Here is a 12,979-nt window from a genome sequence, read left to right as displayed (position 1 = left end):
CACGCTGAAGGGACGTCATGGGTTGCCCTTGAGGTCAGCGCCTTCAGATTGGCAGTGGAGGTTGCGTGTGCATGGAGCTTCAGCCCGAGGTGAGCCGGTGGGACGTCACGCCTTCGGAGGCGGTGGAGCTGCAGCGCCGGCTGCGTGAGCAGTTGGTGCTCCGGCCGCCCCCTGGGCTGAAGGTGGAGCGCATCGCGGGCGCGGACATCTCCACGGAGAAGGGGAAGGACACCGGCTATGGTGGGTTCGTCGTCCTGGACGTGGAGACGTTGGCGCCGGTGGCCCAGTCTGAGGCCGCGGTGACGTTGCACTTTCCCTACGTGCCGGGCCTGCTGTCCTTTCGCGAGCTGCCCATCATCGCCGCTGCCTGGGAACGGCTCACGGTGCGCCCTGATGTGGTCATCTTCGATGGACAAGGCACCGCCCATCCCCGGCGCATGGGGATTGCGTGTCACGGAGGGTTGCTGTTCGGCGTGCCATCCATCGGCTGTGCCAAGTCCCTGCTGGTGGGGACGCACGGACCGCTGGGCGAGGCGAGAGGCTCCACCGCGCCTCTCATGCACCGGGGCGAGGTCGTGGGCATGGCGGTGCGCACGCGCAAGGGCGTGCAGCCCGTCTACGTGTCCCCGGGCCACCTGATGGACTTGCCCACGGCGGTGGAGCTGGTGCTCAAGGTGAGTCCGAAGTACCGCGAGCCGGAGACCACGCGGCATGCGCACCGGCTGGTCAACGCACTCCGTCGCGCGGACGGAGAGGCCGCCGAACTGGAGTAGGTGCCGGCCTCTGATTTTGACCGCCGTCCCAACCGACTCTATGTCCGGAGGTGGCTCCATCGCTTGGGGCCTCAAGGAACGGCGGCTCGGGCGTCTGTCTCCCTGGCCGTCCTTCCCGCCAGCCCGTACTGGCGGTAGCACCTCAGTCCGCGAAAAGGGGCTGGGGCCAGGGCGGGAGATGTCATTGGGAGCGCCAATGCGGAGGTTGTCGTCACCTTGGAGTGAGCTGGCGTCGCATTACGCCGTGGTGGTGGTGGGCTCGGGGTACGGAGGGGCCATCACCGCCAGCCGGTTGGCACGCGCGGGCCAGCAGGTCTGTGTCCTGGAGCGAGGCCGGGAGCTCCTGCCCGGTGACTACCCGCGCACGGACGCCGAGTTCATGTCCGAGTTCCAGGTTCACTTCGACCCCGAGGCCGCCGCCGACGTGGGCAGTCCGACGGCCTTGTTCGAGCTCCACCGGGGCGGGGACGTCTCCGTTGTCACGGGCTGCGGCCTGGGCGGGACGTCGCTCATCAATGCCAACGTGGCCATGCGGCCGGACCCTCGCGTGTTCCTGGATGGGCGTTGGCCGGACGCGTTCCGCGCCGACGTGGACGGCTTGCTGGAGGACGGCTTCGCTTGGGCCGAGCACATGCTGCGGCCGTTGCCCTATCCGGAGTCCGCGCCGCCGCTGGCCACGTTGTCGGCGCTGGCGAAATCGGCGGAGAAGCTGGGCGGCACCTTTCGCCGGCCACCCCTGGCCGTCACCTTCGAGGAGGGCGTCAACGCCGCGGGCGTGCGTCAGGGCGCTTGCACGTTGTGTGGTGACTGCATGACGGGCTGCAACTTCGGCGCGAAGAACTCCGTGCTGATGAACTACCTGCCGGACGCGCACCGCCATGGGGCGAAGCTCTTCACCGAGGTGGGCGTGCGCTACCTGGCGCGCGATGGTGCCCGGTGGCGCGTTTACTACCGGCCGATGAACGCCGGCCGCGAGCGGTTTGATGCGCCAGACCTGTGGTTGACCGCCGACCGTGTCATCCTCGCGGCGGGGACCATGGGCACCGCGGAGCTCCTGCTTCGCTCGAAGGCGCTGGGGCTGTCCCTCTCCGGGCGTCTAGGCCAGCGTTTCAGCAACAACGGGGACGTGATGGCGTTCGGCTACAACACGGACGTCCCTGTCCATGGCGTGGGTCTGGGCGAGGCGCCCTCCGCGGGGCGCGAGCCCGTGGGCCCCACCATCACCGGTATCATCGATGACCGGGCCACGCTGCGGCAGGAAGACGGCATGATCATCGAGAACGGCGCGATTCCCGCCGCGCTCGCGCGTCCCGTGACGGCGCTGCTCGCCGCTGCGTCGGCCATCGCCGGGCAGGACACGGACCGGGGCGCCATCGACCGGGTTGGGGAACTGGCGCGCATCGCGGACAGTGCCGTGCGCGGCCCGTACCACGGGGCCATGCGCAACACGCAGACGTTCCTCGTGATGTCCCATGATGACGGCGCGGGTGAACTGCGCCTGTCGGGCGACCGGGTCCGCGTCCACTGGCCGGGCGCGGGGCGGCAGGCCGTCTTCGCGCGGGTGGATGAACGCCTGCGCCGCGCCACGGAGGCGCTGGGCGGAACCTTCGTGCGCAATCCGCTCTGGAACAAGCTCACCGGCCACGAACTGCTGTGCACCCATCCCTTAGGCGGGTGCGCCATGGGCGAGCGCGCGGAGGAGGGCGTGGTGGACCACGAGGGCCGCGTCTTCGCGGGGCCCGAGGGCACGGAGGTCCACGAGGGCCTCTACGTCAGCGACGGCTCCGTGGTTCCGAGGCCGCTGGGCATCAATCCGCTGCTCACCATCTCCGCGGTGGCGGAGCGCACCGTGGCGCTGATGGCCCGGCGGCACGGTTGGAGCGTGGACTACTCGCCGGTTCCGGAGGCCCCGGGGCCGCGGCCCACGCAGCCCCTGGCCGTGCAGTTCACCGAGACCATGTACGGCTACATCTCCGCGGGGGCTGACGAGGACTTCCTGCGAGCCGGGGACCCCGCGCGCAGGGATACATCGCCGTTCCGCTTCATTGTCACGGTGGACTCACGGGACCTGGAGGAGACGCTCGCGCATCCGCTGCACCCCATGCAGCTGTCGGGCTGCGTGATGGCGCCCGTGCTGTCCTCCCGTCCGATGACGGTGGAGCAGGGCGTGCTGCACCTGATGACCCACGAGGGCGCTCGTCCTGGCGGACGGCGGATGCGCTACCAGCTCCCGCTGGTCTCCGAGTCCGGCGAGCGCTTCTTCGTCGACGGCTACAAGGACATCCATGACGACGACGGTCCGGACCTGTGGGTGGACACCACGCGGCTCCTGGTGTCCATCTTCCGCGGCGAGGACGCTTCGGGGCTCTGCATCTCCCGGGGCTACCTGCGGCTGAACGCCAAGGACTTCGCCGTGCAGCTCTCCACTCTACGGGTGCTCCATGCCCAGGGCACGGTGCAGCGGCTGGCCGCGCTCGCCCGCTTCGGACGTTTCTTCTTCGGGGAACTCTTCGAGACGTACGTGCGCAGCAAGGCCGCGTAGCGAGCGGGGAGGCGGCGGCACGGCTTTCTGTACCGCTACGTCGTGCTCCTTCTGGATGGCGTGGGCACCGTGAGGCGCACACGCCATTTCATGAAGGAAGGACAGCCCATGCCCAATGACCGTGAGCAGGGAAAGGGCGCTCCGCAGGGCAGCGAGCGTCAGACCCGTCGCCGGGATACGCCCATCGAGGTCCGCAGACGGCTGCGGCACGAGTCACGCACGAGCCAGACATACGCGGCCTTCATCAAGCACCTGTGCGAGCGAGGCGGCATGTCACCCGCCGTGGCCGAGAAGGCAGCGGTGTCCGTCCTCTGCGCTTTGGAACAGCGAATCCTCAGTGAGGAGGCAAGCGACCTGGAGGACCAGCTTCCTCGCAAGCTGACCATGCTGCTGCACCGCTGTGAGAAGCACGAGGAAGAGCTGCCTCCCAAGTTCCACCGCGAGCACCTTCTGCGTCGGGTCGGGGAGGACCTGAGTCTTCATCCAGACGCGGTGGAGCCGGTGGTTCGCGCCGTGATGGATGCCGTCCGCCACCAGATAACCGAAGGGGAGTCCGAGGACGTCATGGGCCAGCTCCCGCCGGACATCCGCGACCTCTGGACGCGCACCGTCTGAAGACTCAAGCGAGGCCGCTGGGGGTATGGCGGATGCCGGAGGCGTTGCGAAGCGCCTCCGCCCACCAGGGCTCGGCCGCCACCAGGACGTCTCGGCCTCGCAGCCGCGCCACCATGCCCTCGGGCGCCACGACGGAGAAGCGCAGGGGTTTCCCGAGCGCGGAGGTGAGCGCGGCCATGGTGCTTTCATCCTCGGCGGAGAAGCCGAGTGGACCGTCGGGGTGGCTGTGCGCCACCTCTTCAAGGACGTCACGCAGTCGCCAGATGGCTTCCCAGCGGGCGCGTGAGTCGGGCAGTTGATTCGGGCTGTCGGACGCGTCGCACCACAGCACTTCGCCGCCGTGGCCGATGAGCAGGCAGACCTCTCGTGTGGACATGGCCGTCTCCTCAGGCATGCCGGGTCACCACCAGGACATCCGTTTCAATGGCCTCGCGAATGACGGACGGCAGGCTCTCCAGCGTGACATCTCCGTCCGCACCGGCCAGGCAGATGCCCGCGTCCAGGACCTGGAGCGAGTCCGCCGCGACGATGGAGACGAAGCGCTCCCCCATGAAGGCATACGTCACTTCCAATCGCTGGCCCGCCAGCCGCCGCAGGTCCAGCGGACGAGCACCCGCGTTCAGCAGCGCCTGCTGTGCGCGCTGCATGCCATCCTCCCTCGGATTCCCGCGGACGCCCCGCGTCGCCAGGCGGGCCATGCGTCGCTGGGCTTCCTCAATCAACTCCGCGGACCGGGCCCGTCGCTCGGCGTCCTCTCGCTCCTGTCGCGTCCGTGCCGCCTGGGCCTCACGTTCATGGTTCAGACGACGCAGGCAATCCTCCGCCGGAACGCGGCCGCCCTCCGCCACCGCGAGTATCCGGCCTCGGACCTCGGCGGGTGCGAAGCGGATGCCCACGTCGCGCGAGACACGCTCCAGCAGGGCGTAGCCAAACGCGGCCCGCAGGGGGGCACTCACGCCCCGAATGTGGGCGAGGGGTTGGTTCTGCTCCAGCGCGAGGCGTGCCGCGCCCTCGGCTTCGCTTTCGAAATCCACGCCTTCGAAGAGCAGGGCGCCGTCAAACCATCGGCGCGCACTCACCGGCGCCAGGCGCGGCGGCTCTTCCTCCGGCATCAGCTCCAGGGGCTCCGCCACGGCGCCCTCTCGCACCAGCCGGCGTCCCCAGGCATGGCCCCGCACGCGCGGCAGCGCCTCCAGGCACTCGGGCTCGGAGGGTTCACGCGGCGTGGCGTCTCGTCCCTTCACATCGAAGCGCCACCACCCCGGGGTGACCGGGGTGGTGACACGGAGGCGTCGCGAGGCGGAATCCACGGTGCCACCGCCCAGATACGGCAGCACCACCGACTCCATCTTCCCGAGGAACTTCCGGTAGTCCACGACGCCTCCTCCTTCCTCACTGCGTTGGCTTCACGCCACCTTCAGCAGCGGCGTGCGCATCACCCGCTCCACCCAGCCGGACTGGGCGGTTCCGGGCAGGGTGGGCGCATCCATCAGCGCCTTGAGCACCCGGGGGACCTGGTACGGGTCCTCGAACTGGTCCACGTTCACCTCGCTGAAGGGCACTCGCAGCTGCGCGGCGCAGGTTCGAACCGTCGAGCCCCGCGCATGTGCCACCGACACCAGCAGGGCCATCGCCGACACCGGGATGCGGAGGTCACGGAATGCCCGGGCGAACTGGTCGCCTGCCTCTCCGGCCTCGTCTCCCACCACGATGACCACCAGCTTCGCGTCCTCCGGCACGCGAACGCCGTCACGATGCAACGCGTACAGCGCGGACGCGTGCACCGTTCCTCCCGACGCGCGCAGCCCCGCCAGCATGTGCTGGACGGCGATGCGGTTGGCGGCCTTGGGACGCAGCACCGTGCCCAGGGTGTCGAACGCGGCGATGTGCAGCTTGTCCATCGGGAAGCCCGCGAGGATGCGCGACAGCGCCTCCTTCGAACTCTCGATGGCCCCCTCCATGGAGCCCGACTTGTCGATGAGGAACATCACCCGCACGTCGGTCTCCGCCGTCGCCTCCGCCACCGCCTGCCGTGCCGCGTTGTCGCTGGCCTCCTCCAGCTTTCGTCGCAGCACCGCGCTGCGGACGTTCTTCGCGATGTTCAGCGCCCGCTGGTCCGTGGCCGTGTGCACCGCCTTCTCCCAACGCGCGCGGATGGCCGGGTCCGTCAGCAGGCCCAGTTCCTCGAGCGTGGGCGTCATCAGCCGCAGGTCACGGTCCGACAGCGAGGGCAGCAGCGCCGCCATGATGGCCGGCGTGAGACCCACGTCCTTCGGCAGCCGGCCCACGACCTCCTTGTAGGAGAGGCGCTCCAGGTCGATCCACTCGCAGATCTCCGCCTCCGACAGGCCGTCGAAGCGCTCGCGCTTGACCAGCGTCAGCCCGTTCAGGCCCACCTCGCGGTGGCCCTGCGCGGACTGCTTCTGCTTCCAGCCAAGCACCTCGAAGAAGCCCTGCGCGCGCGGCTTGTAGCCCGCCTTGCGCGCCAGCTTCTTCAGCGTCTCCTTGTAGCCCGCCTTCACCAGCCCCTGGAGCATGGGCATGTTGGCCTCACGCGCCGCCAACCACTTCGACGCCACGCGCTTCCAGCGGCCCAGCGGCGCCTTTCGGGACGCCGGGTCACCAAAGCCCGCCTCGCGGTTGAGCTGAGCGATCTCCGGATGCTCCAGCAGCTCCGCCACGCGCAGCACCGCCTTGGGCGTGAGCATGCGCGTCGACTTGCGCTCGTAGTGGAGCACCATCGCCTCGCCAATGGCTCGCCAGTCGTCATCGTGGAAGGCCACGCAGCCCTGCTCGTCGCGCACGGGCTGGCCCGCGTGCTCCTGCACCAGCATGAGCGCGCACGTCGCGACCTTGAGGTCGCGCCAGTCCGTCTGCGTCAGCGCGTACGACGCGAAGTGCGCCATCAGCTCCGCGTTGAGCCGGTAGATGTCCAGGAGCTGCCGGTAGAGCTTCACCGCGGCGGGCACGAAGAGGCCCGGCTTCACCGGACGCCCCTTTTCACGCTGGAACGGCGTGGCGTGCGCCGCCGCGTACCAGGTGCCATTCACATCCAGGCCAGGCCGGTTGTGCCACAGGTGGGCGGAGCCTCCGAGCACCAGGTCCAGCAGGCGCTCGGCGGGACCGCGCTGCGACTCGGGCAGCAGCGCGTTCGGGTTCTGCGTCTGGGTCGTCATGGTGTCCCCCTAGGGACGTGCCGCGGGTCAGGCGCGGGGCGGACCACTCGCGACGAAGCAAGCGGAGTGCACCGCGCGTGGACGCACGAGTGCCTTGCGCTTCAGCGAAGGCGGCCCGTGCGAAGTGAGGATGTGGAGGAAAGGGTGCGCCCGAGTGACGAGGCCGTTCTTGGATTAACGGTCCCAGTGCTCTACCGCTGAGCTACGGAGCCACGAATGGCTCCGGCGGGATTCGAACCCGCGACAGCTGTATGGCGTGTTGGACCCCGTCGGCCGGGCGCGAAATTGATTACGAGAAGACGGACACGTCGCCGTGGACCGGAATCCGGGCCACGTCCTTGCCGCCCCGGTACGTACTCCGAGCCGGCACCGAGACGAGCTCCCAGGTGGGGAGCACCACCGCCGTCAGCGACCGTCCGTAGACGCACCCGGTGTCGATACCCACCGCGTGCTCGGTGACGAGCGGCGCGTCGAAGACGGTGTGACCGAAGATGACCCGCTCCGGCCCCTTCCAGTGGTGCGTCCAGAAGGTCCAGCCTTCAGGCGCCTTGGATGGCCAGTAGCTCTTGGCCGCTGGGGGCCGGATGCACTGGGCATGGAGCAGGTGGTACGGGTCCTGTTTCTCGACGGGGATGTCCGGCAGCATGCCGGCGTGCACCACGATGGCGTTGTGCTCCGGCAGCCGCAGGTAGCGAGGCAGCTGGGCCATCCAGTCGTAGTGCCCGGGGGCGAGCACCCGGCGCGTCTCGAGGTGGTCGGGATGCAACCGCTCGTCCGCCCGGTGGCGCTGCTGGAGGTGTTTCTCCTCGTGGTTGCCCAGGATGGCCTCGTGCCGCATGGCCAGTTCCACGCACTCGCGACGCTTCGGGCCGCGGTCCACCAGGTCACCCGCGAAGATGATCCGGTCGCTGGAGGTCGCGCCCACCTTGCCGAGCAGCTCCACGGCTTCGTCGTAGCAGCCGTGAAGGTCTCCGATGACGATGGTGCGGCGGGACATGACGCGAATCCTCAAGAAGGGAAAAGTTGAGCGCCCGAGTGAAGAAGCCAGTTGGCTGATTCCAGGATCAGTGACGGACCACCCGTCGGCATACGCCCATGGGGCATATGTGTGGAGTCGAACCACGGCTTGTAGGGCCGCTTCGGCCGGGCGCTCGAAAGCGATGGGGGCGAAGACGCGGGCCCCCGCTGTTCCTGACAGGTGATTTTCCGGGGCCGGTTTTCTGACGCCTGCTCTATAAATCCCGTCAGGAACGCCACGCGGCTTTCGTCCGACTTCGCGGGTGCCAATTGTCCGGTGATTCCGCCGGGTTGGCGCCCCCTGCTTGTCTCGGAGGCTGCCTGCGGATGCCAACGTGGTACCTTGCCGCGCCACATCCCCGTAACCCAACATCCCGGGGCGACTTCCCCGGCGCAGCCCCCAGGTCCTTCCGGTGTACGAGCAGCTCACGGATGACGAATTGTTCGCGGAGGTGGTCCGCCGCCGCGCCACTGGCGAGCCTGTTGGAGGCCCGCTCGGGGCGTTGGTGCAGCGGTGGGCCCGGCCCTCGCGGTACGTCATCAGCAAGATTCAGGCGAGCTACGGCCGTGGTTCCCCAGCGGACGCGGACGAGCTCTTCCAGGACGCGGTCGGGAAGTTCATCGACCGGGGTCTGGACCAGTTCCGCGGCGTGTCGGAGCAGATGCCCGGCCGGAGCGCGTCTCCCAAGACGTTCTTCCTGCGCATCGTCAAGCACGTGGCCATCGACTTCTACCGGAAGCACCGCGAGGAGCTCGCGGCGCCTCCGTCGGACCCCGATGACGCCATGGAAGAGCCACCCTCCGAGGTGGCTCGCGCCGTCGAGTTCGGGAAGCGGCGTGAAGAGCGCGCCGAAGCCCAGGAGCTGTATTGGGCGGCATTTGCCCGCCTCCAGCAGGAGCACCCGAAGGAAGCTTCGGCTTGGGACCTGTACCACCACGAAGACGTCGAGGATCACGAAGAATGTGCCCGGCGCCTGAGCATCACCGTGGTGAACAGCTACAAGCGCGTCAGCCGGGCCCAGGCCTACCTCAAGCTCTACCTGCTGGACCTTCATCGCGAGTCGCATGGGGAGGAAGCGTGAGCCGCCTCCTTCCCCGCCACACCCGGGGTACCCAGGAGGAATGAACCCATGATTGTTGGAGATACGCTGTCCCGCTATGCCGCCCGCCGCTCGCAACTCCTGTCGGGCACGGCTTCTCCCGGTGAAGTGCTCGAGGCGGCGGGTGACCTGCTGCGCCGCCGCTCCCGGTTGGAGACCGAAGGTGTGGACGCCGCCCTGCGGGGCCTGGGTCGATCTCAGGTGGAAGCCTGGTTGAAGGCGCAGAAACCGCAGTCGCTGCAGCCGGTGCTGCTGAGGGCCGCGGAAGAAGCTGTCGAGGTGGCGCTCGACGGCGGCGAAGAGGCGGACATGTGGCGGGTCTCCTCGCTGGAGGGACTTTCCGCTCGCGACCGGGCCGCCTCCGCCGCACACGCCCTGGCCGTCTGGGAGGGCTTTCACGGTGCCCTCGACGGCGAGTCCGCGCAGCTTCGAGACCGCTTTCTCGCTGCGCTCCAGAGTCTGGACTCAGCACTCCGTCCCCGAGCGCGTTGGTTCATCCCACTCAATCCGCAGCGCCGGCAGGAGCGCGACCTCCTCGAGCCCGCCGAGCAGGACGCCGCCTGGTGGTTCTCCGCGCGCGCCGGCTGCGATGACCTGGTCGCCACCTGGACGGCCAATCCCCAAACGCTGACGGCCCATCTTCAGGACTGCGACGCGTGCCGCGCGGACATGGCGGACGCCGCGCCCGTGGACATGCCTCCCCGCCGGCACCTCACCGCGGATGACCTCTGGCGCCTCGATATGGGGCTGCTGTCCGAGGACGAGCGGACCCGGCTGGATGCGCACACGGCGCGCTGTGGCGAGTGTGCCCAGGCCGTGCTGGCGCTGGACGAGGGCGAGGCGGCCATCGAAGAGGCGCTGGACATGGAGGAGGACGGGACGGTGGCCCGCTCCGCGCGCACCTCGCGCGCGCCTGTCTCCCACCGCGCTCACGCCGCCCGCATGCCGGAGCAGCGCGAGGTGCTGGATGAGCGCCGCGACTTTCGCGTGGTGCTGGTGCGCGAGCGTCAGCGCGTGCGCCTGCTGGTGCAGCCCCTGTCTGGCCGGACGGTGACGGCGGCGGTGTTCCTGAGCCCCGGCCGTCCCTCGCTCAAGCCGGCCCATGGGCCGGAGGGCATCGCCTTTGATTTGACGTCCGCGTCGTCCACCGGCGCGCGCTCTGCCCACCTGTCCGTGCAGGCGGGGAGCGAAACCCTGGAGCGCGACTTCGCCTTCTGACGGGAGGTCCTCGTTTCACGCCGGGGCCCGTGGTCACGGGCCCTCCGCGCTCAGGGGGACATGGGGATTGCGGTCCGCTGCGTGTCGAGCGCCTGACGGCTGCGCACGGGGGGCTGCGGAATGGGAATGCTCCCCGCCGGCAACGTGGGGCTGAAGCCATTCACCAGGAAGGAGATGATGAGCTGCGCGTTGGGTGGGCGGGTGCCGAGCGCCGCGCCGCAGACGTCCAATTGGTCCAGCACCCGGGGGCCTTCGGTGCGTTGGTAGCGGTTACACGTGGTGCCCACCTGCGGGTCCAGGTGTCGCGCCATCTCGCGCATGTTACGGCCCCAGCGCATGGTGAGCTTCTCTGGCGTGAGCTGGATGTTGACGGGTTCCTCACCCCACGTCCCCTCGATGAGGGTGCGCCGTCCACCGGCTTTCAGCTTCAGCTCGAGCGCGCGCTGTCCCAGCGTTCCCGTCACCGTGATGCCGTGCTCGTAGACCTCCTCGCCGAGGATGCTCACCCAGACGCCGTCCTTGCGCCGGGTGTACGGCTTGTCCGCGGCGATGCGGCCGTGGTTGAACCAGACGTCGCCCACGCGGCCCAGTGGCAGTTGGTCGTTCTTCGCCACTGGCGCGGGTGCGTCCTCCAGTCCTGAAGGACCGGCCGCGGCCACCACCGGCCGCGAGGCCAGCAGGTCCGTCACCGGCACGGACGTGTCGACGACCTCGAAGCGCACGCCGTCCAGCCAGGCCTGTCCCGTGCCGCTCATGATGAGGCCGGCCATGATGGTGGTGGCTTCCTTCGGGACGTCCAGCACCACGTCGTAGCGCTTGCATCCCGCAGTGCCCACCAGGGCGCGCGACTGCATGTTGTCGAAGGCCAGGGGCTGCTTCGGGTCAGGCCCTTCCACGCGCATCCACAGTCCTGCCCAGCCCTCCACGTCCTTGATGCGGAGCGCGCCGGAGAAGCGCAGCCGCTTGCCCCGGAAGTCGTGCGCGCCGAAGGCCTGCATGAAGGTGCCGTAGCCATTCTCATCCGGCGACAGCGAGCGGAGGTAGGCGCTGCGGTTGCCTTCGCACGTGGCGCTGCTGTCCACGCCGGCCTCGTAGCGCTTGGGGGCGCTCTCCGTCACATACCAGCCGACTGGCAGCTTCTGGGCGCCTTCCGACGGCTGCGCACCGGCCCCGGTGGAGGCCAGTGCGAGCAGCAGGGCGGCGAGTTTCTTCCGGAAGTCCATGACGGGAATCCTCACAGCGACACGGGGCGGCGCGCGCTCAGCGCACCCTCGGGGAGGCCAGTGCGGGCCTCATAGCGCGGGACTTCACCCGTGCCCCAGGGATATTGGACGAGCAGCCCACGCTCCTCGGCCGCCTGGGTGCAGGACGCCTGGGTGGCCAGGTCCGGGCACGCCACGACGATGGACTGAGGCTCGGCGACCTCCAGCTCCAATTCCACCGAGGGCGGCTCGACATGAAGGGTCAGCGTGCTGGGCGAGGCGGGCGGTTGCCGTCCACCGGGCAACACGACGAAGGCCCAGGCCGCCGCCGCGGCCAGTGCGGCACCGGCCAGGCCGGCCGTGAGACGTCGAGTCTCCCAGCGGGCCGGGCGGAGGACGTGGACGGCGGGCGCATAGGTGTTGGCGACTTCGTGGAGTTGCTCCGACAGCAGGGCTTCTTCCTGGAGCAGGCGGGCGCACGGCTCACATTCCAGCGTGTGCGCCTCGAGGCTCGCGGCCTTCTCCGGTGCCAGCGCCCCCAGGATGTACTGCTCCGCGGAGTCGCGGGTGAGGTGGGGCTTAAGCATGGGTTTCCTCCTCGAGCGCGGTGCGCAGCTTCTTGCGGACCTCGCACAGGATTTGCCGCACGCGCTGGACCGACAGGCCAACGCGTGAGGCGACTTCGGCATGAGGGAGCTCCTGGCCGTCACAGGCCAGGAGGAAGACATTTCGTGCGCTGGGAGACACCTGCGCCAGCGCGGCATGGGCGCGGGAGAGTTGCTCCTCGGTCAGCAGGCGCCGCTCCGCGGACACCGACGGGTCCACCGGGTGGTGCCGCTCCGGCAGTTCATCCACCGCCCCGGCAATGGACTCGCGACGGGCCCGTCGTGCGTCGTCCGCGGCCAGGAAGGCCGCCTGGGTGAGGGCGAGGTTGGGCAGGCGAAGCTCCGTCAGCAGCCCGCGCTGCTGTTGCTGGATGAGCCGCGCCCAGGTCTCCTGGGCCAGCTCTTGCGCCCGGTCCACCCGGACGCCACGCGCGAGCAGCGATACCACGACCCGCCGGTGATGGCGTGCGACCAGCGCGTCCCAGGCCGCCCTCTCACCCGCCAGGGCGCGCCGCGCGAGGAGGGTTTCGTCCTCCCCGGGCGCCGTCGCCTCGGCCGGCTCGTCGGCTTCCTTTGACAATCGCAGCGTCGTCATCCGCAGGCCCTGCACGGCTGCACTCATGCCGTCTTCCCGTCGCTCAGAGGCGTCCGGGGAGCACGCCTGCTCCCCAGTGTCCCCAGAACGTGTGTCCGGCGCGGACATATCGATGGGGGCAGGGAGGATGTGGGGC

The 12,979-nt window shown here is 69.4% G+C and carries 12 protein-coding genes; 5 read left to right on the top strand and 7 right to left on the bottom strand.

The window, feature by feature from the left end; genetic code table 11:
• Positions 1-65: 65 nt before the first annotated feature.
• The 3 genes from nfi to F8M74_RS32940 all read left to right on the top strand — a co-directional run bounded on the left by nfi (position 66) and on the right by F8M74_RS32940 (position 3,930).
• Entirely contained in the window at positions 66-773 is a 708-nt protein-coding gene (gene nfi / locus F8M74_RS32950; protein ID WP_141257247.1) for a deoxyribonuclease V, read from the top strand.
• Positions 774-969: 196 nt separating this feature from the next.
• Positions 970-3,315, top strand: coding sequence for a GMC oxidoreductase (locus tag F8M74_RS32945; RefSeq protein ID WP_141257248.1), 2,346 nt, complete (start codon positions 970-972; stop codon positions 3,313-3,315).
• 108 nt (positions 3,316-3,423) lie between these two features.
• Positions 3,424-3,930, top strand: a complete 507-nt coding sequence (locus F8M74_RS32940) for a DUF2267 domain-containing protein (protein WP_171410441.1) — start codon at positions 3,424-3,426, stop codon at positions 3,928-3,930.
• 4 nt (positions 3,931-3,934) lie between these two features.
• Here F8M74_RS32940 and F8M74_RS32935 read toward each other — a convergent pair whose 3' ends face one another.
• From F8M74_RS32935 to F8M74_RS32920, 4 genes are all read right to left on the bottom strand, one after another.
• A complete protein-coding gene (locus F8M74_RS32935; RefSeq protein ID WP_228559849.1) occupies positions 3,935-4,306 on the bottom strand; it encodes a Mov34/MPN/PAD-1 family protein in 372 nt (123 codons plus the stop codon).
• A gap of 10 nt (positions 4,307-4,316) precedes the next feature.
• Entirely contained in the window at positions 4,317-5,306 is a 990-nt protein-coding gene (locus F8M74_RS32930) for a hypothetical protein (protein ID WP_141257251.1), read from the bottom strand.
• A 30-nt stretch (positions 5,307-5,336) separates the two neighbouring features.
• Positions 5,337-7,106, bottom strand: a complete 1,770-nt coding sequence (locus tag F8M74_RS32925; protein WP_141257252.1) for a VWA domain-containing protein — start codon at positions 7,104-7,106, stop codon at positions 5,337-5,339.
• A gap of 289 nt (positions 7,107-7,395) precedes the next feature.
• On the bottom strand, positions 7,396-8,103 hold the full coding sequence (locus F8M74_RS32920) for a metallophosphoesterase (protein WP_141257253.1): 708 nt from the start codon (positions 8,101-8,103) through the stop codon (positions 7,396-7,398).
• 433 nt (positions 8,104-8,536) lie between these two features.
• Here F8M74_RS32920 and F8M74_RS32915 point away from each other — a divergent pair, with 433 nt between their 5' ends.
• Positions 8,537-9,205, top strand: coding sequence for an RNA polymerase sigma factor (locus F8M74_RS32915; protein ID WP_011551621.1), 669 nt, complete (start codon positions 8,537-8,539; stop codon positions 9,203-9,205).
• Positions 9,206-9,253: 48 nt separating this feature from the next.
• Positions 9,254-10,441: a hypothetical protein gene (locus F8M74_RS32910; RefSeq protein ID WP_141257254.1), complete on the top strand. Its 1,188-nt coding sequence runs from the start codon at positions 9,254-9,256 to the stop codon at positions 10,439-10,441.
• A 50-nt stretch (positions 10,442-10,491) separates the two neighbouring features.
• Here the strand turns inward: F8M74_RS32910 and F8M74_RS32905 are convergent, their stop codons facing one another.
• Genes F8M74_RS32905 through F8M74_RS32895 form a run of 3 tightly spaced genes read right to left on the bottom strand, consistent with a single transcriptional unit; the run spans position 10,492 to position 12,858 of the window.
• Entirely contained in the window at positions 10,492-11,664 is a 1,173-nt protein-coding gene (locus tag F8M74_RS32905) for an AraC family transcriptional regulator (RefSeq protein ID WP_141257255.1), read from the bottom strand.
• A gap of 11 nt (positions 11,665-11,675) precedes the next feature.
• Positions 11,676-12,230: a zf-HC2 domain-containing protein gene (locus F8M74_RS38580; protein WP_141257256.1), complete on the bottom strand. Its 555-nt coding sequence runs from the start codon at positions 12,228-12,230 to the stop codon at positions 11,676-11,678.
• Complete coding sequence (locus F8M74_RS32895) at positions 12,223-12,858, bottom strand: RNA polymerase sigma factor (RefSeq protein WP_141257260.1); 636 nt, start codon at positions 12,856-12,858, stop codon at positions 12,223-12,225. Before F8M74_RS32895 ends, F8M74_RS38580 begins: the two co-directional genes overlap by 8 nt.
• Between the last annotated feature and the right edge of the window lie 121 nt (positions 12,859-12,979).

This window comes from Myxococcus sp. CA023, assembly GCF_010998615.1.
In the GTDB taxonomy this organism is placed as follows: domain Bacteria; phylum Myxococcota; class Myxococcia; order Myxococcales; family Myxococcaceae; genus Myxococcus.
This window is presented reverse-complemented; position numbering and strand designations above follow the sequence as displayed.